Raw genomic sequence first — 22,135 nt, forward strand, 5'->3', positions numbered from 1 at the left:
CATTTCTGTCATTTCAGATATAGCTATTGAAAATACACTCTCTTCAGCGAATGTTTCTCTTATTTTCTCTCCAGCGTCCGAAGTGCTGCCTGATAGGTTTGTTCCATCAGCATAGTAATGGTCATAGGACCGACACCTCCAGGAACTGGCGTAATATAGCTAGCAAGTGGGGCAACTGCCTCATAATCCACATCCCCACAGAGCTTACCATTTTCATCACGATTCATCCCAACGTCAATGACTACCGCACCTGGTTTGACAAAGTCAGCAGTCACAAACTTGGCACGACCGATTGCGACCACCAGAATATCTGCTTTAGCAGCCACCTTAGCAAGATTATGGGTGCGTGAGTGAGTCAATGTCACTGTTGCATTCTTGGCCAAAAGAAGCTGAGCCATGGGTTTTCCGACGATATTGGAACGACCGATGACAACCGCATTTTTACCTTCCAAGTCAATCCCATATTCATGAAACATTTCCATAATTCCTGCAGGTGTAGAAGGAATCATGACTGGATGACCAGACCAAAGACGCCCCATGTTTAGGGGATGGAAACCATCTACATCCTTTTCAGGATCAATGGCCAACAAAACCGCTTCTTCATCGATATGTTTGGGTAAAGGTAACTGAACCAAAATCCCATGCCAAGCTGAATCTTGATTATATTTGGCAATCAAGTCTAACAATTCCGCTTGAGTAATGGTTTCTGGAACTCGCACAACTTCACTACAAAAACCAGCCGCAAGGGCTGACCTCTCCTTGTTGCGAACATAGACTTGGCTGGCAGGGTTGTCCCCAACCAAAATCACTACCAAACCAGGTACTAGCCCTGTGTCTTCCTTTAATCTTCCAGTCTTTTCAGCCAGCTGTCCTTGTAACTTAGCTGCTAGAGCCTTCCCATCAATAATCTGTGTCATATCACTTCTCTTTTCTTTCAAATATCTTCCATTATACCAAAAACTGCTAATCCCCTCTAACACTTCTTTCCTAGGAAAGCCTATAGTTGTAAACTATAAGAAAAAGCTCTAATCGAGCTTTTCACTAATCTATATTTTATATAAAGTTTACTACGAATAACTCCACAAAGCTAATTTATAAAACCTTACTTAAGAAGTCCTTAGTCCGTTGTTCTTGGGTTTGTTCAAAAATCTTTTCAGGTGTTCCGTCTTCAACAACCACACCGTCTGCCATAAAGATGACACGATCTGCAACCTCACGCGCAAATCCCATTTCATGAGTTACGATAACCATGGTCATTCCTGACTTGGCTAGGTCTTGCATAACCGCCAGCACTTCACCTACCATTTCAGGGTCCAGGGCTGAAGTCGGCTCGTCAAAGAGTAAAACATCTGGTTCCATTGCCAAACCACGCGCAATGGCAATCCGCTGTTGCTGGCCACCTGACAAACTCTGTGGATAAGCAGTTGCCTTATCTGGCAAACCAACTTTTTCCAAAAGCTCTTGGGCTCTCTTCTCAGCAACAGCCTTGCTCTCACCTTTGGTCTTGATAGGTGACAAGATGATATTTTCCATCACAGTCATATTAGGAAAGAGATTAAATTGTTGGAAAACCATGCCCATCTTCTCACGCATGGCAAACAGGTCATTCTTCTTGTCCGTAATATCGACTCCCTCAAAGATAACCTTCCCCTTGGTTGCTTCTTCCAACAAATTCATAGAGCGAAGCAAGGTAGATTTCCCGCTCCCTGAAGGACCGATGATAACAACAACTTCTCCTCTTTTAATCTCGAGGTTGATGCCCTTCAATACTTCATTCTTTCCAAAAGATTTATGTAAATTTTCAATTTTTATCAAGGTCTCTGTCATTATTTTTTATCTCCTTGTTCCATTCGTTTTTCAAAAGCTTTCAAGGCTACTGTCAAAATAGAGGTCATAATCAAGTAGTAAAAGGCTGCAAATAAAAGTGGTGTTAAAGGTAGATAGGTTGTTGTAGAAACTGTTGTAGCTCCATTCCACAACTCCATAACACCGATAGCTGATAAGAGGGAACTATCCTTGATAATAGTGATAAATTCGTTCCCCAATGCTGGCAAAATATTTTTGATAGCTTGTGGCAAAATCACATAGCGCATCGCATTTTTAGGACGAATCCCTAAAGAATAGGCCGCCTCTAACTGCCCCTTAGGAACCGCATTAATCCCAGCCCGAACAGTCTCAGAAACATAAGCACCACTGTTCATAGAAATAATCAAAATCCCTGGAATCAGACGAGAAAGGTCAACACCTAAAATCCCAACCTGAATAGTCGGAGCATTGATATGCATAAGAGCAAAGGCAATCATAATCTGAACCATCATTGGCGTCCCGCGGAAAATCCAAACGTACAAGTTGGCTAGCCAAACAAGCGGTTTAAACTTTGAACGTTGCCCAAAAGCCAAGACAACACCCAAAATAGTTCCCAAAAAGACAACACAGATAGAAATGAGAACCGTCACAACAGCCCCATAGTTAAAATAAGGTAAATACTTAGGTAAAAAAGAAAAATTCATAGTCACACTGCTTTCTAAAATAGAATACTGTATGATTATAACATCAATTGAATTAAAATTCAAATCTTTTGTCTAATTTATTCAAAAAAACTTTAAGCTAGTAGAATTAGCGAGAAATCTTAGTTTTTTCTAGGCAAGTTGGCCTCCTTTATGGTAAAATAGTAACGATAAGAAATGAAGGAGAATCAAAATGGAATCACATTTGGTTAGAATCATCAACCGCCTTGAAGCAATGGCAAAAGACGGCGGAAATTTAAAACGTAATTTTGAACGCGAAGGAGTTGTTGTTGCAGAAGTTGCATACAGTCACGACGAAGAAAACGGCTCAATCTTTACCCTTCGTGATGTCGAAGCTCGCGAAACTTATACGTTTGATAGCATTGACTTGATTGCAATGGAAATTTACGAACTTCTTTACTAATACAAAACAAGCTGGGATTACACCCTGCATGTCTAACCAAAATCCTTTTTGTCTCACAAATAGGATTTTTTTATAGTCCAAATCCACAAAGTTCTTCATTGTAACAACTTCTCAAAGCTGCAATCTTTTTACTTGCTTTACACCCCAATCCTGTTATAATGAGAGTATAGAAATTTGACTATTTTTGACCATTAAACAGGTCAGGCTAAATAAAGAAATGAGGTAGATGTATGCTTTGTCAAAACTGTAAAATCAATGACTCAACGATTCATCTTTATACCAATCTCAATGGAAAGCAAAAACAAATTGACCTCTGTCAAAACTGCTATAAGATTATCAAGACAGATCCTAACAATAGCCTCTTTAAAGGTATTACGGATCTGAACAATCGTGACTTTGATCCCTTTGGTGATTTCTTCAATGACCTAAACAATTTCAGGCCTTCTAACAATACTCCTCCGACTCCCCCAACCCAATCAGGTGGAGGTTACGGTGGAAATGGCGGTTATGGTTCCCAAAATCGTGGACCTGCTCAAACTCCTCCACCAAGCCAAGAAAAAGGCCTACTGGAAGAATTTGGTATCAACGTAACTGAAATTGCCCGTCGTGGAGATATTGACCCCGTTATTGGGCGCGACGATGAGATTATCCGTGTCATAGAAATTCTCAATCGCAGAACCAAGAATAATCCTGTTCTTATCGGTGAACCAGGTGTCGGAAAAACTGCCGTTGTCGAAGGTCTAGCTCAGAAAATAGTTGATGGAGATGTTCCCCATAAACTACAAGGAAAACAAGTCATCCGTCTGGATGTGGTTAGCTTAGTTCAAGGAACGGGTATCCGTGGACAATTTGAAGAACGCATGCAAAAACTCATGGAAGAAATTCGCAAACGTGAGGACATCATCCTCTTTATCGATGAAATCCATGAAATTGTCGGTGCGGGTTCTGCGGGCGATGGTAATATGGACGCAGGAAATATCCTCAAGCCAGCCCTTTCTCGTGGAGAACTGCAATTGGTCGGTGCTACTACCCTCAATGAGTACCGTATCATTGAAAAAGATGCTGCCCTAGAGCGCCGTATGCAACCAGTTAAGGTCGATGAACCAACAGTAGAAGAAACAATCACTATCCTCAAAGGCATTCAAAAGAAATACGAAGACTACCACCACGTTCAGTATACCGATGCTGCAATTGAAGCAGCTGCAACTCTTTCCAATCGTTACATCCAAGATCGCTTCTTACCTGACAAGGCCATTGACCTCCTAGATGAAGCTGGTTCTAAAATGAACTTGACCTTGAATTTTGTGGATCCTAAAGTAATCGATCAGCGCTTGATTGAGGCTGAAAATCTAAAATCTCAAGCTACACGAGAGGAAGATTTTGAGAAGGCTGCCTACTTCCGCGACCAGATTGCCAAGTATAAGGAAATGCAAAAGAAAAAGGTCACAGACCAAGATACTCCTATTATCAGTGAGAAAACCATTGAGCACATTATCGAGCAGAAAACCAATATCCCTGTTGGCGATTTGAAAGAGAAAGAACAATCTCAACTTATCCATCTAGCCGAAGATCTCAAGTCTCATGTTATTGGACAGGACGATGCAGTTGATAAGATAGCTAAGGCTATTCGACGTAATCGGGTTGGACTTGGTACCCCTAACCGCCCAATCGGAAGCTTCCTCTTTGTCGGACCAACTGGTGTCGGTAAAACAGAACTTTCCAAACAACTAGCTATCGAACTCTTTGGTTCTGCTGACAGCATGATTCGCTTTGACATGAGCGAATACATGGAAAAACACAGCGTAGCTAAGTTGGTCGGTGCCCCTCCAGGTTATGTTGGCTACGATGAGGCTGGGCAATTAACTGAAAAAGTTCGCCGCAATCCGTATTCTCTTATTCTCTTGGATGAAGTAGAGAAAGCCCATCCAGATGTTATGCATATGTTCCTCCAGGTCTTGGACGATGGTCGTTTGACAGATGGGCAAGGACGTACCGTTAGCTTCAAGGATGCCATCATCATCATGACTTCAAATGCAGGTACAGGTAAGGCAGAAGCCAGCGTTGGATTTGGGGCTGCTAGAGAAGGACGTACCAACTCTGTTCTCGGTGAACTCGGCAACTTCTTTAGCCCAGAGTTTATGAACCGTTTTGATGGCATTATTGAATTTAAGGCTCTCAGCAAAGATAACCTCCTTCAGATTGTTGAGCTTATGCTTGCAGATGTTAACAAACGTCTTTCTAGCAACAACATTCATTTGGATGTAACCGACAAGGTCAAGGAAAAATTGGTTGATCTTGGTTATGATCCAAAAATGGGAGCACGCCCACTTCGTCGTACTATTCAAGACTATATTGAGGACGCAATCACTGACTACTACCTTGAAAATCCAAGCGAAAAAGATCTCAAAGCAGTTATGACTAGCAAGGGAAACATTCAAATTAAATCTGCCAAAAAAGCTGAAGTTAAAACTTCTGAAAAAGATAAATAAATCCTATAGAAAAGGAGTAGAAAATGAAAATTTTCTGCTCTTTTTTACTAAAATAACTATAAGTTCTTGACAGCTTGCCCTTTGTCCATTATGATAATAATAACGATACTAGATAATGAGGAAAATTCAATGGCAAACCCAACTTTCGGAGAAAAAAAAGCGAATACAGACTATGTTGCACGCTATGGAGTGTATGCAGTTATCCCTGATACTGAACAAAAGCAAATAGTTTTAGTTCAAGCACCTAATGGAGCTTGGTTCTTACCAGGTGGAGAAATTGAAGCTGGTGAGAACCATCAGGAAGCCCTAAAACGTGAATTGATTGAAGAGCTTGGCTTCACAGCCGAAATTGGTACCTATTACGGACAAGCTGACGAATATTTCTACTCTCGTCATCGTGACACCTACTACTACAATCCTGCCTACCTCTATGAAGCGACTTCTTTCAAAGAAGTGCAAAAACCACTAGAGGACTTTAATCATATTGCCTGGTTCCCTATTGACGAGGCTATTGAAAATCTCAAACGTGGTAGTCATAAATGGGCAATCCAATCTTGGAAAAAACAGCATAAGATTGACTAAATCAAGCTACTTTATTCAAAAAGTGCTATAATAGAATTAGAAAATCGGAGGAAATGTTATGAAGCTAATCAACACGACAAACTCACACTCGCAACTTGTAAAAAGCCAGCTAGAAAGTACAGATGCAACCCTTGTTGAGGTTTATTCTGCAGGTAATACAGATGTTATTTTTACCCAAGCTCCGCTTCACTATGAAATCCTCATCTCAAACAAACACCGCGCTATTCGAGAACCTGAAATCGAAGCTATTCAAGAATTTTTCTTGAAACGTAAAATTGATAAGGACTCTATTGATGAGGCCAATATCAAAACCCTCTATTCAGAAAAATTAATTGGAATTTCGATTCCAACCAAATAAAATCTTGGAGAGATTAGAAAGTGCTTTGAACCTTATGGAACAAAATTAGGTTTATTTAGCTTTTTAAATCATCTCCAATTTTTTATCTATAAAATCTTGTCATACAAGATTTTGTAGATAATTAAGGAGACAAACATGGGAGACATCATATATAGAGAGGCAAGAATTGAAGAAAGCGAAAAAATTGGAAAATTATTAGCCAATTCCTTTCTTGACTATCCCTTTTTAACGATTATAACTGATGATTTGAAGAAACCTGACTCCTATCCTGCTTTTGTAGAAACGTTGCAAATTCTGCTTACTAGAGTCTATATTAAGAAGGGAAACTGTTTAATTGCGGAACAGGATGGAGACTTACTTGCAGTCGCCCTTTTGCAACAAAAAGATTTCTGTATACTATCCTATCTACGAAATGGAGGAACAAACATTTTTCGCTACATTCGACCACAAAATCTCCTTAAATACTTTGACTTTGTAAAACGTTCCAAAAAGCATTTAGAACAATCAGGGGAGTTTGATTGGTATTTGATGGCTTTAGCTGTCAATATAGAAAGTAAGGGGCGGGGAATAGGCAGTACTTTTCTGACACAAGGGATTGAACCTTATGTCAAATCAAAAGGCTGTAAACACTTGGGACTCATAACTAGTACAGCTAGAAATACCTCATTCTACGAAAAAAACGATTATGTATTACTGGACCATATGGACTTAGAATATGGGTCAAAATCAATTGGTAACTGGGCATTTTTAAAAACTATAAATAAATAAAAAAAATTTGGTGCTGCTTATCACAGAACCAAATCTTTTTTATTATGTTAGAAACGAATCGTCTCACGTGTTTTTTCGTATGAAGTGACAAAACGGTTGGTTACACCTGGTTCTGCAACTTCCAAAGCTTGCGAAATCTTATCAAATGAAGCATGATAATCAAATTCTTTTTCAAAAATTTCTAATGATTCATTAAAAGCTTCTTGAATTCGTTCATCAAATGAGCGATAACGGTTCGAATACTGTAGCAATTGTTCTGTCAACGTTGCATATTGAACAATATTATATGTTTCTTCTTCAAGTGCTTCCATATCATTTGTTGCAATTTCAAGCATCCGGTTCACAGCTTCTATATTGACCCGAGCTTCTTCTAGTTCAGCCATCAACTCTTCAGTATGGTTACTTGCTGTAAAGAACAACTGTAAGAAATTCTGAGGAATACCTGGAAGATTGCGTTTTTCCATATATCTCTTAATTGTGTGAAGACGATTAACATAAACATTTGCCTTCTGGCGAGCATTGATATCATCTTTTTCAATCTGAGCAAGACGTTGACTAACCTCAACTTGTTCATCTTCAATTTCCTTCAAAGTAGCTTGTAAGTTTTCCAAACGTTCTTCAAGGAATGAATAAGGTTCAGAATGTTCCTCTTGTTCAGAAGTTAGTTCCAATACAGATTCTTCTAAAGATTCTAACTCAGCTTGTAATCTATGAACATGACTAACATCCGTTTCAGATAGTAGGTAATTGTTACTCAATCGTTGAATATCTTCCACTAAAACAGCATTACTATCTTTCATGTGTTTCAAATATGTAGGAAGAGTTGCAACTAAGCCTTCTACTACTTTTTGAGCAGCGATTTCTCGTGTAAAGATATCATAGAGTGAATTGATTTCTTCTTGAACTTGAGTATTTTCATACTCAGCATTATCCAACTCTAATTGTGCAATATTTTCGTGGTTTTTCTTCAAAGATTCATAAAGCAATTGGAAGCGAGATTCAATATCCGTTTCAGCAAAATGATAGTTAGCATCTAAAAGCTTACGGTAACCATCCTCCAAATCTTCCAATTGATCAGGTAGCTCTTTAGATAATGTTTTTACAATCGCTGGCAGGCGGTCAACAATGTGACTCAAAGCCAAGATATGATTTTCAGCATTATCCAAAATCACAGCAGCTTCTACTGGGTCACCTGAAGTGTTCAAAGTAACAAACTGAGAAAACTCTGATTGGATATTTTCCAATTGTTTTTCGATTTCAGATAAACCTTGGCCATATTCTTCAGAATGATCAGCCACTCGGTGTTGCAACTCTTCAAACAAGTCCAAGGTATGAAGAACACGACCGCTGTTTTTAGATTCTTGTTTCTCCAAATCTGCCAAGGCATTGCGAATTGCCGCAATATCTTCTTCAATCAAGGTAATTTGGCTCTCGATTTGGTCAATTTGATGACTAGCCTTAAAAAAACGGAATGAATTGTTATAACCTTCTGCCTCGAAAAGATTATTTTCGATATCGGCAAAAGAGTTAAGAGATAGGTCAACCCATTTTTGGTTCCATTCACGGAAAGTCACTTGACTTTGTCCAATCAAGTGCATATTTTTTACAGCTTCAACTTCATCATTAACTGGAAGATTGTACAGCTCTTCTTTTTTCTCTTCTAAAATTGCTAATTTACTTTCATTGCGTTTCCGTACATAAATTGCTATAGCATATGAAATCAGCAATATAATTGCAATTGCAATTATAAGATATACTACTAGACTACCAGACATATTAAACTCCTTTTTAACTTGAAACAATCGTAATGATTATATCATATTTTTTAGACCAAGGGAACTACTTCTCCCGATTTTTTAGACATCAAGTGTACTATAGACGGCATTTTCTTCGATAAATTCACGACGAGGCTCTACTCGATCCCCCATCAACATATCAAAGATTTTATCTGCCTCAGCTGCGTCATCTACAGAAACTCTGGCCATCAAGCGATGCTCGGGATCCATTGTTGTTTCCCATAACTGATGATCGTCCATTTCACCCAGACCTTTATACCTCTGAATAGTTGGTTTGGTACGACCTTCACTGTGGCGGGCTAAGGCTTCTTGGAGTTTAATTTCTTGGTCTGCTCCTGGCTGGATATATTCTTTAATCTCGCTTCCAACCTTGACACCATAAATTGGAGGTTGGGCGATATAAACATAACCAGCTTCTAGAATTGGTTTCATATAACGATAAATCAAGGTTAAAAGAAGGGTACGAATATGAGCACCATCGACATCGGCATCGGTCATCAAAACGAGTTTTTGGTAACGAGCTTTTGAAACATCAAATTCTGCACCAAATCCTGTTCCCATCGCTGTGAAAAGACTACGAATTTCTTCGTTAGCAAGAATCTTATCCATACTTGCCTTTTCAACGTTCAAAATCTTACCGCGGATTGGAAGAATTGCCTGAAATTCACGGTTACGACCAGATTTTGCTGATCCACCAGCTGAGTCTCCTTCGACGATGAAGAGTTCTGTTTCAGCAGGATTATTAGAAGAACAGTCTGCTAGTTTACCTGGAAGGTTGGAAATTTCCAAACCAGATTTTTTACGAGTGACTTCACGCGCACGCTTGGCAGCCACACGAGCCTTAGCAGCCAAAATCCCTTTTTCCACAATACGTTTTGCAATCTGTGGATTTTCCATGAGGAAATCAGAGAAGGCATCGCTGAAGAGGCGATTAGTAATCTTGACCACTTCACTATTCCCCAATTTGGTTTTGGTTTGTCCTTCAAACTGTGGATTTGGGTGTTTAACTGAGATAACTGCAGTTAGTCCTTCACGGACATCTTCTCCTGTTAAGTTGTCTTCATTGTCTTTCAGTAACTTATTCTTACGAGCATAATCGTTGATAACACGTGTCAAGGCTGTACGGAAACCTTGTTCATGCGTTCCACCTTCATGGGTATGAATATTATTAGCGAAACTCATGACATTTTCATGGTAACCCGTTGTGTACTGCATGGCTACTTCGACTGTGATATCATCCATTTCACCATCTGTGTAGATTGGTGTATCAAAGATTACATCCTTGTTCTCATTGATATATTCAACGTAACTAGCAATCCCACCTTCATAGTGGTAATGCTTGGTTTGTTCCAAACCTTCACGCTTATCTGTAATTGAAATTTGAAGACCGCGATTTAGAAAGGCCAACTCTTGAATCCGTTTATTTAATTTATCGAAATCAAAGGTTGTTGTTTCAGTAAAGATTTCTGGATCCGGTGTGAAGTGAACTGTTGTTCCCGTTTTATCCGTATCTCCAACCACCTCAAGGTCTGCGACAACATGACCACGACGGTATTCTTGGTAATGAATCTTACCGTTTTTGTGGACATGAACATCTAATTGAGTGGAAAGGGCATTAACAACTGATGACCCCACTCCATGAAGACCACCTGAGACCTTGTATCCGCCACCGCCAAACTTTCCTCCAGCGTGAAGGACAGTAAAGACAGTCTCAACGGCAGGTCGACCTGTTTTTTCCTGAATATCGACTGGGATACCACGCCCATCATCGACAACAGTAATCGAATCATCTGGCTCAATAAAGACTTGAATATGGCTAGCAAATCCTGCCAAGGCCTCGTCAATTGAGTTATCAACAATTTCCCAGACTAAATGGTGAAGACCTTCTTTTGAGGTTGACCCAATATACATCCCTGGACGCATACGAACAGCCTCTAAACCCTCTAAAACTTGAATTTGACTGGCATCATAATCTTGTGCCTGCAGATTTTTAATTTCTTCTGTCATCTTATTCCTTTTTCTTACATGTCTAATACTTGTCTTAAATTCACGATACTGGTAAACAAGTGGGTAGCTAGTCCTGCAGCTTGCCCGGCTTCGATATCAATCGGTCGATCACCAATTACAAGACCAGAGTTAATCTGATACTTTTCTCTTAAATAAATCATGGACTCAGGATCTGGTTTTCTCTTAAAGCCTGAGTTAGAAGTAACCACTTCTGTAAAATAAGCTGCTATAGAGGTTTTTTCTAAAATTTCCAAGACCTGATCATTTCGATGAGAAACCAAAAAATGACGGCCACCTTGATTGGAGATATCTTTCAATAAATCAGAAACTCCATCAAATAAAATCGGGTGTTCAAGTTCTCTAGCTTCATTTTCCTTGTACTTTTCTAAAAAATTCTCTAAGTTGGGAGCGAATGTCTCAATCGCAAAATCAGTAGAAACCTTTAAAGCCTGATAGACACTGTCATGGTCTTGTGTGATGCCATACAATGCCAATGTTTCAACAAATGCAGCTGTTGAAGTTTCGTAATTATCCAGTAAAGTTCCACCTAAATCCCAGATGTAATCGTGATATTTCATACCCTTCATTATAGCATTTTTTTATGAAAAAAGCGATGATTTCCCTGAGTTTCCCACATAAAAAAACGAGAGTTTGACTCCCGTTTTACTGATTTTTACCAAAGACATCTCGATAGAGCATTCCTGTTCGTAAACTCTCTGCGTCTCCTCCTAATTGCTCCACCAATTCGTAGGCAAAGGCAAGGGCTGTTGAGGGGCCTCGACTGGTTGTCAAATGACCATCTACCACTACTGTTTCCTTAACGTATTGACCATCAAGAATTTGCTCTTGAACGCCGTCATAGCAAGTGTACTGCTTGTTTTTCAGAACTCCTGCTTGATTGAGGGCAATTGGTGCCGCACAAATGGCTGCCAGTTTCTTCCCCTCTTGCTCGAAGCTTTGCAACTCTTGAATCAAGGCCTGATTATCCCGTAAATGTGCAGAACCAGGCATCCCTCCAGGAAGAACAATCATGTCATAGTCTGATAAATCACCATCAAAGACACGATCTGCTCTTACTTGGATTGCGTGCGAACCTGTCACTTGCTCTTCAAATCCTACCATATCACAAGTAATATTAGCACGACGCAAAACATCCACAACTGTCAAAGCTTCAATTTCTTCAAATCCCTGAGCCAATATAACTGCTACTTTAACCATGATTTTCTCCTTATTTGATTCGTTTTAATACAACTTTTTTCCGTTTGAATGGGACTTTTCCGCTCTTTTCTTCAGCTAGGTTTGTCTGGTAACTCATCGATAAAAGCAAGCCAATACCAATCAAGTTACTGATGATAGCCGATCCACCTTGAGAAATGAAAGGCAAAGGAATCCCAGTCAAGGGAAGCAAGCCAGTAACAGCACCGATATTCTCAAAGATATGGAAGAGCAACATCATAATCAAACCTGTGGAAATATAGGTGTAGAACTGGTTATTTGATTTAAGAGTAATCTTCAACATACGGTAAATCAGCATGAGATAAAGAGCAATAACAAGAACAGAGCCAATAAAGCCAAAATCTTCTGCAATGACCGTGAAAATCATATCCGACTCTCTAACTGGAATAAGCAAATTAGAAGCATTAAACCCTTGACCAAATAAGCCACCACTCCCAATCGCGATTTGCCCTTGAGCCTGCTGGTAAGTGGTTGTTTGGGCAAAGTCAAATGGATTAAGCCAAGCCAAAATACGGTTGATTTGATAGGTCGGCATTCCCAGTTGATGAAGAAAAGCACGACCGTCCTTACTGATAAAGATGGCTAGAAAACCAGCAATTCCTGTTACAGCAGTCACAAATACTGGGATAATAATTTTCCAAGAAACCCCTGATAATAAAACGATTCCTGAGAAAATAGCCACAAAAACCAAGGCAGTCCCCAAGTCACTTTGAAGTGCCAAAAGAACTAGGACTGGAATGGTAAAGAGAATCATCCAAAAAATTAATAAAAAGTCCAGTGGAACTGTGCGTCTCCATTCCTTATGATTTTTTGTGAACTGGACAATGACACGGGCCAACATGAGGATATAGGATATCTTCATAAATTCTGACGGCTGGAACAAGGTGATACCATTTACCGATACCCAGTTTTTGGCACCCGTGGATGCAACTAAACTTGGATTATAAAAGACAATCGGCAAAACCATAAGTCCCAAGCCTAAAATATATAGAAAGGGGGTCACCTTCCAAAGAAATTCTGTATTAAAGAGCATGACGATAAAACCAATCACAAGCCCCAAGGCAATCCAGGCGACCTGCTGCCCTAAAATGGGCAGAATATTGTTTGGATAATCATGACTAACGGCTATGTAGATAGCCACTACGCCAATAACCAGTAGAAAAAATACTGGCAAGAGCAAACTATAATCGACTCTAGAGTCGAGAGAACGTTTCATATATACTAACCTTATACTTTCATACTATACTATTTATCAAAGCTCATTTAAAAATTCATCAATAGTCTCATCAACTTCGGATTGAGAGACGGTTTTAACTGTCGCTTCTTTTGCTAGAGATGCTACTATTTGTTTGCCATATCGCTTTCCGACAATTCTCCTATCCAAAATGAGAGTTAAGGAACGTTGGTGTTCGCGTCTCATACTTCTTCCCAAAGCCTGTTTTAATCGAATAATGGCCATGGGCAACTGATAATCATAAAAGGCATTTTTTCCTTCTTGATTCAGTTCTTGATTAATCTTTTTCGTCAAGGGCTCTTGAGGATTTTGGAAAGGAAGTCTTGGTACAACTTGAATCACAAAAGGATGACTTGAAAAATCAACTCCCTCCCAGAAACTTGCTGCACCTAGCAGGATTTGTTGTTCACCTTTTTCAAAGCGTTTCTTAAGCTGATGAACATCCCCATTTTTATACTGGGCCAAGTGGCTAACTGGAAGTAAATCCGATACTGCTAGAAGCATGTCTTTAGCAGTAAAGAGAACTAAAATCGGTTGCTGGAAATCTTGAACATCCATCAGCAAATCAGCTACCTCTTTGGCGTAGACTTCTAAGGAGGTTTCTGTTACCAAGGGAAAATCCTTGACCAAGACCACTTCTTGATCCTGTTTTCCCCGAGCTTCAATCTTGACAAATTTGGCTTCAGGGTAGCCTAAAAGATCTGCCAAAGAAACCCTCTGACTAATCTCAAGAGTAGCCGACACTCCCAAGACTTGACATGAATTAGGTATTAAAGAAGATAGAAGAATACGGCCTGATTTTGTAGAAGAAATCTGAATTTTCTTTTGACTCGTTTCAATTGCTTCAAGCCAGTAATCTCTGTCAGCTGTAAAATAGCGAACCAGCTCCTCAAAGCCTTCTACCTCTAATTCTGAAAAATACTGATGGAGATTGGTCAGAGAATCCAAGATATTTTTCCTAGATTTTCCAGACTGAAATTGTTCAATCAAGTAAAGGCACTCAAAGCGAATACTTTCTAGTATTCGTTGCTGAACCTTATTTTGCTCCTCCAGTAAAGCCTTATCAAGCAAATCGATAATAGACTGGATATCGTAGGTCTCTTGAAGCAGATTTTCTAGAGCTAACAAAATCTTTTGAACTTCATCAATAATCAATAAACGGTCGCTGACAAATTCAGGATTATCTTCAAGTCTGGTTACAAGATAGGCATGATTGGTCACTAAAAGCTTGCAGGTTTGTGCCCTTTCTTGACTACGTTTCCAAAAATCTTCCGTCACAAATAAGCTCTGAGATGATAAATTCCCGTCATGACGAAGATCTGTTAGAAAATGTTGGTAACGGTATAGTTGCCCGATTTCATCCAAATCTCCTGTCTCTGTCTCAGTCAGCCAGATCAAGAGTTGCATTTTAAAGCGTCTAAATAAGCGATTTTCATCATTTTCCTGCAAGGAACGATAAAAGGCATCCAACTTCAGATAATTGTGTGGTCCCTTTAAACTATGAATATCTATATGGAACACTTCCTTGAGACGTTTACCTTCTTCTTCCATGATTTGATTTTGAAGAATCTTTGTCGGAACGCTAAGGACAATCTGACGATTTTCCACTTGGGACAAAGCAGGTAAGAGATATCCATAAGTTTTACCAATCCCTGTCGGAGCTTGAATCAGAGAGACAGGCTCATCTTTCAATAGCAAGCCAACCTCTTTAGCAAAACTTTCTTGTTCCTCCCTCACTTCAAGGTTCAATAGAGAAATGTTTTTAGAAAAATCTTGGGATAGTTTTCGTGGCTCCAGGGGAGCTCCAGTTTTCTTGAAATACAGTCCTTGAACTTCGACCAAGTCTGGAGAACTAAGGATAGATTGGCCGCGATAAATTTCTTCAATAACCAGGTAGGACTCATATAAGAGGGCGTCAGCCATTTCCAGCAAGCGTTCCAAGAGTCCTTTAGGAAGCTGGGCCATCTTTTTCCGTAGAAATAAGAGTAATTCCGCGGTAGCGTGTGCATCTGAAAGGGCTGTGTGAGCGTGTTTAAGAGGAATTCCTAATTCTCGACACAATATCGGCAAACTATATTTTTCCAGTTCAGGGAAAAAGACCTGAGCCAATTCGACCGTGTCAACACGAGGATTTCTTAGTTCATAGCCTTCAAAAAATAAATTTTCCGCCAAGAGATTAGCATCAAACTGAACATTATGTGCTACAAAAATCCCATCCTCCACCAAGTCAAAGATTTTTCTAGCAACTTGCGAAAAATCAGGTGCTTGCGCCAGACGTTGGTCTGTCAATCCTGTCAGTTCTTTGATATGAGCATCCAAGGGTTCATGTGGATTGACATCCGTCGTATAGTGATCGACGATTTTTCCGTCCTCAATCACAACAATCCCCACTTGGATAATTTTAGCCTTACTACCTGTGCTAGTTGCCTCTAAATCCACCACAACATAGCGATTACCAATCGTTTTCATTATAAAAATTATACCAAAAAAAGGGCTATTTGGCACCTGCAAACATGGGATAATTTTCAAACTCAAGAAGGTTACTTGTATTAAAAATCCCAGTAAACAGAGCATCCTAGCCTACTTATTTTTTGAAAATATTGGAGAATAAGAAAAATTGAGAGAAGAAATGTTTGCATCTTCCTTCTCTCAACTATCCATTTACTTTATTTAACCATGTCAGGATCGTAGTCATAAAATCCTGTATCAAGGAAACGGTTTTTAGGGTGAAGTTTACGCACTTCTTCATCCAGCAAGAAGGCTTGGTCATGGCTAAAGTTACCCTCTTGAATCAAGCTACGCGCTTGAATAAAGAGTTTTGCAATCTCAACAAAGTTCTGACCAGGAGTGTAGAGCCCTTCTAGTTTCCAGTGAGTGAAACCATGCTCTACCAATTCTGTCAATTTTGTCATCAAATCAAGGTCGTTATTGGCAAAGATATGGGTACCATGATTGTCTTCAAAAATGGAATAGTGGCTCTCTGGGTCACTTGGCTCAGCCAAGAAGAGGTCACGCTTGCGAGTCTTTTCGTCATCGATATGTGTAAAGTTATAATAGTTTTGCAAGAGAGGACGCTTAGAATGGTGAATAACGCTAGCTCCGTAAACCAAAACTTCAGCAGGAATTTCCAAAATCTCTGGCATTTTGAAGAGTTCAGCAGATGGAATTTCACGCGCCAAAACAGCCTCAGATGCGCCAGCCTTTTGTCCCCAGAAGTTAATCTGGCGACTGCTAGTTACCATGGTTGAAGCATCGTAGATGGTCTTAAAGGAATAACCATCGCGGTTGACTACGTAAAAGACACCTGCATCCCCAATCGTAATGTAGTCTGTCTTGATTTCTTCCAAAAAGTCTAAGAAAGGCTTGATACGATCCATCATATCTTGGTGCATGAGGGCGTTAACCGCAACGATCAATTCTTTACCATCATCATGAACCAGCTTAGCGATTTCACGCAATTGGTCATGACTAAAGGTTGTTGGCAGACGAAGGCCAAAATCTTTCTCACCGACATAGATACGGTCTACGTCAGCTTCGAGTAGTTGTTCAACTTGTTCAATACTTTCAGCAGTTGCTGTAATGATAATCTTTTCCATAAGAAAAATTATACCATATTTCTCAAAAATCAGCCATTCTTTAAAAATGAAAAGGGACTTTATTCTTATTGTAACCTTTCTGTAATAATTCTCTGCTGAAAAAATGATAAAATAGGTATGTACTGTTAAGGAGAGAATAATGCCCGTAAGAAAATTACAATCCTATGAGGTAGACTATCAAGAAGAATTAAGCCAGCAGGTTCCTCGCTATCAAGATTATACACCTGAAGCGCAGTCTGATGCCAATCTCAAGGAAATCCTATTTTTTGTTAATATCGCTGTTTTTTGTATCTGTATTGCTATCTTTAGTTTTATCTTTTTAGCATTAAAATTATCACCTGCTCTTGCCTTTGCCGCAGCAATCGGATCCAGCTTACTTGTCTTAAAAGTTCAGCGCTTTATCATCAAACAAAAACGTAGAAGATAAATCCAAAATATCGCCCCATCTGGAGCGATATTTTTATTTTTTCTTTTTCGATGGTGTGTGGATGGCAATCTTCACTTCAAAGATTGTTCCCTTTGGTTTATTATCTTTAACAGTAATGGTTCCTTTTAGGGCATCTACAATTTGCTTGGCTAGGGATAATCCTAACCCAAAACCACCTTTTTGACGGGTTCTAGCCTTATCCACTCGATAAAAGCGGTCAAATATTTTCTTCTTATCTTCTGCTGAAATACCGACTCCATTGTCGGAAACTAGCAAATAAAGATTACGATCAGTCGCTGAGATAAGAAAATCAATTTCACCATCCTCCTCAGTATATTTGATGGCATTATCAAATAGGATGGTCATCAGTTGTTTCAAAAGAAGTTGATCTGTGACAATCGTTCGATGGATCCGATTTTCAAAACGAAAGACACGGTCATTTTCAGAAGCAATCATCTCATAGTTTGTGAAAGTCGTATTGAAAAAACTGGTTGGAACTTCTGCAAGTTCCGGCTTAATCCCATCATCTCTACGAGCTAAGTTCAGCAAGTTTGTCGTCAAAAAACGCATATTTCGGACTTCTTCCAAACTAGACGCAATGCTTTCGCTCACATCCATAATGGTTGCTTCTGGCTTACGAAAAAGGGTCTCTAAACGATTTTGCAAAACTGCAAGTGGAGTTCGTAACTCATGACTGGCATTTTCCACAAAGGACTGTTGCTTCTGCATGCTCTCAAGCAGGGGCCGAACACTGACCCTAGCTAGATAGAGACTGGCAAGTAAAGACAAAATCCAGAAACTAGCCATCACAATCACAATCAATTGCTCATGCTTTTGACTAGCCTGCTCCAACTGACTGGTATTAATCAAGACAGCTGCATACTTGATATTGGTTGAAACCGAACTGATATTGGTTTCCATCAAAATCATACGATAGATTTCTTCTTGTCCATAGCTATTAAAAACCTGAATCTGATAGATATGTCCTAGTTCTTTCTTCTCTAACTTAATCTTATCCAATCCCAAAAATCGATTTCCAGAAAGGAGCTGGGTAAAATTCTTATCAAAAAGAATGACTTCTGTGTTGGAACTGACATTGGGTTTTATCTCAGTCTTGCTAGTATCTGTAGCGGCATTCTCTAAATCTTTAATCTCTTCTGTTGCCCTATTTACAGCAAGCTGAATAACTGCTTGAGGATTTTCACTTAGTCCATGAAGCTTATCATCCACCGAAGTATAGAGACTCGAGTGCATGACCTGCAAAATAATCAGAGTCATGGTAGAGAAAATCAGAGTGAATACACCAAAGTTACGGATAAAATAACTAAAGTCATCCGCATACCATGTTTTTTTTAGTTTACTGAACATCTTTTAAAATATACCCAACACTGCGCAAGGTTTGCAAATTCTCTGCAAAAGTGGTTCCTTTTAATTTCTTACGGACTTTTGAAACATAGACTTCGACAACCGAAATCGTTGTATCACTATCAAATCCCCATAGACGATCAAAAATCTGAGTCTTAGGCAAAATAACATTTTGATTTTGAAGGAAATAAACTAATAAATCGAACTCTTTCCCCAACAATTCGACAGGAGTATCTTCGACTTTAACGGTATTAGTTGACAAATTAACCACAATATTTCCATAAGTCAAGGTGTTTTCATTAAATTTACCTGAACGTTTGAGAAGGGCTTGAATCCGCATTTTGAGTTCTTCTAGGTAGAAAGGTTTGGTCAGATAATCATCCGCTCCCAGTTCAAATCCATGTCCCTTGTCATCCAAACTTTCCTTGGCGGTCATGATCAGAACTGGAGTCGTAATCCCCTTTTCACGCAATTCTTTCAAGACTTGGAAGCCATTTTTTTCAGGTAACATTAAATCGAGCAAAATCAAGTCATAGACGCCACTTTCAGCTTCGTAGAGACCTTCTTCTCCATCAAATACCTGCATGACATCCGCAAAATCGTCTAAAAAGTCAAATACTGAATTTGACAGGCCTAGGTCATCCTCAACCAATAAGATTTTTATCATGAGAAACTCCTCCTTATTAAAACCATTATACCAAATTTGCCTTAAAAAAAACTCAACTCTCTGCATTTTACATGAGATAGCTGAGTTTTCTTTTTATTTTAGGCTTATTTATGCATTTCCGTATCGAAGAACGACTGCCTCCACTGCAGCTTTTTCACGGTTAATCAAGTCAACACGCGCTGCAATTTCCTTGATTCCCATACCGATGTTACGGCTAAGAGCAAGGTCAGAAAGTTGTGGCTCAAAGAATTCCTTGTACTCTGCCAAACGTTGCTGAGTCTTAAATACGTGAGCAGGAAGGATAACAAAGCTATCAAAGCTCATATCTCCACCAAGAGCTGCCTTAATCCAAGCCCAGTTTTCACGAGCCCAAGACCATGCTGTTTCCTGAGTTGCTTGATGGCTTAAGAACTGGAAGTACCAAGCAGACAAGTCTTGTGGTTTGACCACAAATTTGTCCTTCCAAGCAGCAATCAAGGTTTGGATATTGTCCGCATCTGTACTGTAGGCAAGAGCTGCTGCCAACTGACGTTTAAAAACAGCATCTGTTGCGTGAGTATAAGTATCAAGATAAAGTGCTAACAAGTCTTTAGTCTCATGATGTTTCATCTCATTAATCAGAACTTGTGAGCGAATAGCTGCTGGAAGTCCTGCAAAATTCTCCTTGTGAGTCGCGAAGATTTGGCTAGCGACTTGACTAGCTTCTGCATCATTTGAGCGAATCATCATAGAAACAGCCAACTGACGAACCAATTCATCCTCATCTGATTCGCCATCTTTAGCTTCAAAACCAAGACGGTCATAATTATGACGAGCCAATTTAGCAACCAAGGCTTTGAAGGCTCTTTCAGCTTCTGTTCCTTCATCGATAAAGCGCTCAAGGGCAGAAATTACTTGAGAAACAGCTGAAACGACAAGGTAAGATTCTTCTTTAGCGAGTTTATCAAGGACTGGAAGCAAGTCTGCATAAGAAATGTGCCCTGCTTCAGCAAGCAAGCGACGTTCTTGGACGATTTGCAGTTTACTTGTGTTATCAAGCTCAACTAGGTCAGCAAGAACTGCATCCAACAAATCTCCTTGATAGTCGGTAATGTAGTGGGCTGTATTTTCAGTGTTGAGACGAAGTGCTGTTTTGTTTTCAGCAAGAAGGGCTGCATAGCCTGGAATTTCGATGCTTTCAGTTTCGAGTGTATCAGGCAAGCCTTTCCAGTTGCTGTTTAGTGGCACAACCCAGAGACGGTTCTTGTCTTCGTTCTCACCGATGAAGAATTGTTTTTGTGAAATCTTCAAGACATCATTTTCAACTTTGACAGTAAGAACTGGGTAACCAGGTTGTTCCAACCAAGAATCCATAAAGGCTGCGACATCACGTCCAGACGCGTGACCAAGGGCATCCCAAAGGTCACGACCAATTGTATTGCTGTATTGATGTTTTTCAAAGTAGGCATGCAAACCTTTGGCAAAATCGGCATCACCTAGCCAACGACGAAGCATGTGCATGAGGCGACTTCCTTTGGCATAGACGATAGCTCCGTCAAAGAGCGTATTGATTTCATCTGGATGTTTCACTTCGACGTGAACAGACTGAACACCATCAGTCGCATCACGTTTCAAGGCAGACGGAACACCACCTGTTTGGAAATCTTCAAAGATATTCCAGCTTGGTTCAATAGCATCCACACAGACATATTCCATCATATTGGCGAAGCTTTCATTGAGCCAAAGGTCATCCCACCATTTCATCGTTACGAGGTTACCAAACCATTGGTGAGCCAATTCATGGGCCACAACAAGGGCAACTTGTTGACGGCTGGCAAAGGTAGAGTTCTCATCCACAACCAAGTAAACTTCACGGTAGGTCACAAGACCCCAGTTTTCCATAGCTCCAGCTGAGAAGTCAGGAAGGGCGATGTGGAGAGATTGAGGGATTGGGTATTTAACTCCATAGTAATCTTCGTAAAACTCGATAGAGCGAACAGCGATATCCAGTGAGAAATCAAGGTTTGATAGTTGGTGAGCTTTGGTTGAATAAACACCTACGAGGGTACCGTTTTTAGTTTTAGCCGTCACACCTTGCAAATCACCCGCAACAAAGGCTAACAGGTAAGAAGACATGCGAGGTGTTGTCTCAAACTTCCAGATACCTGTTTCCTTACGTTTTTCAACATCGATTTCTGGCATGTTAGACAAGGCCAATTCACCTTCTGCTTGGTCAAAACGTAGAGAGAGGTCAAAAGTTGCTTTGGCTTCTGGCTCATCCACACATGGGAAGGCTTCGCGCGCAAAATGGCTCTCAAATTGAGTAGACAAGACTTCCTTCTTGACTCCATCAACTGTGTAATAAGAAGGGTAAATCCCTGTCATGTTGTCTGTAATTTTTCCTGAGAAAGCGATAACCACTTCAACTTGACCTGCTTCAGCAAGTTCAATATGAAGGGCTTCATTGTCATGGTCAACTGTAAATGGACGAGCTTGACCTGCAACTTCTACAGTGGCGATTTCCAAGTCTTTTTGGTGGAGGGAAATACGGTCACTCTGTGCTTGACCAGTAATGGTCACCTTTCCAGAAAAAGTCTTGGTCTCACGACTCAAGTCTAAAAATAAATCATAATGTTCAGGAACAAATTGCTTAATAAAATGTTCAACTGCTTGCATAGTTTTCTCCTATTCTAAGTTTAA

At 39.8% G+C, this 22,135-nt stretch carries 19 protein-coding genes; 6 read left to right on the plus strand and 13 right to left on the minus strand.

Annotated features, from left to right (window positions below; all coding sequences use genetic code 11):
• Window positions 1–59: 59 nt before the first annotated feature.
• The 3 genes from JQ843_RS07710 to JQ843_RS07720 all read right to left on the minus strand — a co-directional run bounded on the left by JQ843_RS07710 (window position 60) and on the right by JQ843_RS07720 (window position 2,510).
• On the minus strand, window positions 60–917 hold the full coding sequence (locus JQ843_RS07710; RefSeq protein WP_203213326.1) for a bifunctional methylenetetrahydrofolate dehydrogenase/methenyltetrahydrofolate cyclohydrolase: 858 nt from the start codon (window positions 915–917) through the stop codon (window positions 60–62).
• A 175-nt stretch (window positions 918–1,092) separates the two neighbouring features.
• Window positions 1,093–1,827 carry an amino acid ABC transporter ATP-binding protein gene (locus JQ843_RS07715; RefSeq protein ID WP_203213327.1) on the minus strand — a complete coding sequence of 245 codons (735 nt, stop codon included), beginning with the start codon at window positions 1,825–1,827 and terminating at the stop codon, window positions 1,093–1,095.
• Window positions 1,827–2,510 (minus strand): amino acid ABC transporter permease, encoded by a 684-nt coding sequence (locus JQ843_RS07720; RefSeq protein ID WP_004256547.1) that lies wholly within the window; start codon window positions 2,508–2,510, stop codon window positions 1,827–1,829. Before JQ843_RS07720 ends, JQ843_RS07715 begins: the two co-directional genes overlap by 1 nt.
• A gap of 190 nt (window positions 2,511–2,700) precedes the next feature.
• Here JQ843_RS07720 and JQ843_RS07725 point away from each other — a divergent pair, with 190 nt between their 5' ends.
• The 5 genes from JQ843_RS07725 to JQ843_RS07745 all read left to right on the plus strand — a co-directional run bounded on the left by JQ843_RS07725 (window position 2,701) and on the right by JQ843_RS07745 (window position 7,128).
• A complete protein-coding gene (locus tag JQ843_RS07725; protein WP_000443570.1) occupies window positions 2,701–2,931 on the plus strand; it encodes a DUF1797 family protein in 231 nt (76 codons plus the stop codon).
• A 230-nt stretch (window positions 2,932–3,161) separates the two neighbouring features.
• The gene (locus tag JQ843_RS07730; RefSeq protein WP_203213328.1) at window positions 3,162–5,420 is read left to right on the plus strand and encodes an ATP-dependent Clp protease ATP-binding subunit; all 2,259 of its coding nucleotides are present in this window, start codon (window positions 3,162–3,164) and stop codon (window positions 5,418–5,420) included.
• A 129-nt stretch (window positions 5,421–5,549) separates the two neighbouring features.
• On the plus strand, window positions 5,550–6,002 hold the full coding sequence (locus tag JQ843_RS07735; RefSeq protein ID WP_203213329.1) for an NUDIX hydrolase: 453 nt from the start codon (window positions 5,550–5,552) through the stop codon (window positions 6,000–6,002).
• A gap of 58 nt (window positions 6,003–6,060) precedes the next feature.
• Window positions 6,061–6,360 carry a DUF1827 family protein gene (locus tag JQ843_RS07740; protein ID WP_000767189.1) on the plus strand — a complete coding sequence of 100 codons (300 nt, stop codon included), beginning with the start codon at window positions 6,061–6,063 and terminating at the stop codon, window positions 6,358–6,360.
• Window positions 6,361–6,495: 135 nt separating this feature from the next.
• Window positions 6,496–7,128 carry a GNAT family N-acetyltransferase gene (locus JQ843_RS07745; RefSeq protein WP_004256539.1) on the plus strand — a complete coding sequence of 211 codons (633 nt, stop codon included), beginning with the start codon at window positions 6,496–6,498 and terminating at the stop codon, window positions 7,126–7,128.
• A gap of 47 nt (window positions 7,129–7,175) precedes the next feature.
• Here the strand turns inward: JQ843_RS07745 and ezrA are convergent, their stop codons facing one another.
• The 7 genes from ezrA to JQ843_RS07780 form a co-directional block, all read right to left on the minus strand.
• Window positions 7,176–8,903, minus strand: coding sequence for a septation ring formation regulator EzrA (gene ezrA, locus JQ843_RS07750; RefSeq protein ID WP_203213330.1), 1,728 nt, complete (start codon window positions 8,901–8,903; stop codon window positions 7,176–7,178).
• Between the two features lie 81 nt (window positions 8,904–8,984).
• Window positions 8,985–10,931, minus strand: a complete 1,947-nt coding sequence (gene gyrB / locus JQ843_RS07755) for a DNA topoisomerase (ATP-hydrolyzing) subunit B (RefSeq protein ID WP_061864016.1) — start codon at window positions 10,929–10,931, stop codon at window positions 8,985–8,987.
• Window positions 10,932–10,945: 14 nt separating this feature from the next.
• A complete protein-coding gene (locus JQ843_RS07760; protein WP_192855392.1) occupies window positions 10,946–11,509 on the minus strand; it encodes an HAD family hydrolase in 564 nt (187 codons plus the stop codon).
• Between the two features lie 85 nt (window positions 11,510–11,594).
• A complete protein-coding gene (locus JQ843_RS07765; protein ID WP_203213331.1) occupies window positions 11,595–12,149 on the minus strand; it encodes a DJ-1 family glyoxalase III in 555 nt (184 codons plus the stop codon).
• A 10-nt stretch (window positions 12,150–12,159) separates the two neighbouring features.
• Window positions 12,160–13,383, minus strand: a complete 1,224-nt coding sequence (locus JQ843_RS07770) for an FtsW/RodA/SpoVE family cell cycle protein (protein WP_203213332.1) — start codon at window positions 13,381–13,383, stop codon at window positions 12,160–12,162.
• A gap of 36 nt (window positions 13,384–13,419) precedes the next feature.
• Complete coding sequence (locus tag JQ843_RS07775) at window positions 13,420–15,870, minus strand: bifunctional DnaQ family exonuclease/ATP-dependent helicase (RefSeq protein WP_203213333.1); 2,451 nt, start codon at window positions 15,868–15,870, stop codon at window positions 13,420–13,422.
• 197 nt (window positions 15,871–16,067) lie between these two features.
• Window positions 16,068–16,997 carry a peptidase U32 family protein gene (locus JQ843_RS07780; protein ID WP_203213334.1) on the minus strand — a complete coding sequence of 310 codons (930 nt, stop codon included), beginning with the start codon at window positions 16,995–16,997 and terminating at the stop codon, window positions 16,068–16,070.
• 139 nt (window positions 16,998–17,136) lie between these two features.
• Here JQ843_RS07780 and JQ843_RS07785 point away from each other — a divergent pair, with 139 nt between their 5' ends.
• Window positions 17,137–17,424 carry a DUF3270 domain-containing protein gene (locus JQ843_RS07785; protein ID WP_001145229.1) on the plus strand — a complete coding sequence of 96 codons (288 nt, stop codon included), beginning with the start codon at window positions 17,137–17,139 and terminating at the stop codon, window positions 17,422–17,424.
• A 33-nt stretch (window positions 17,425–17,457) separates the two neighbouring features.
• Here the strand turns inward: JQ843_RS07785 and ciaH are convergent, their stop codons facing one another.
• The 3 genes from ciaH to JQ843_RS07800 form a co-directional block, all read right to left on the minus strand.
• Window positions 17,458–18,792 carry a two-component system sensor histidine kinase CiaH gene (gene ciaH / locus JQ843_RS07790; RefSeq protein WP_084947592.1) on the minus strand — a complete coding sequence of 445 codons (1,335 nt, stop codon included), beginning with the start codon at window positions 18,790–18,792 and terminating at the stop codon, window positions 17,458–17,460.
• Window positions 18,782–19,456, minus strand: a complete 675-nt coding sequence (gene ciaR / locus JQ843_RS07795; protein WP_000590639.1) for a two-component system response regulator CiaR — start codon at window positions 19,454–19,456, stop codon at window positions 18,782–18,784. The genes ciaH and ciaR overlap by 11 nt, the downstream gene beginning before the upstream one ends.
• Window positions 19,457–19,564: 108 nt before the next feature.
• A complete protein-coding gene (locus JQ843_RS07800) occupies window positions 19,565–22,111 on the minus strand; it encodes a M1 family metallopeptidase (RefSeq protein WP_203213335.1) in 2,547 nt (848 codons plus the stop codon).
• Window positions 22,112–22,135 lie beyond the last annotated feature (24 nt).

Source organism: Streptococcus mitis (assembly GCF_905187495.1).
Lineage (GTDB): Bacteria > Bacillota > Bacilli > Lactobacillales > Streptococcaceae > Streptococcus > Streptococcus mitis_CU.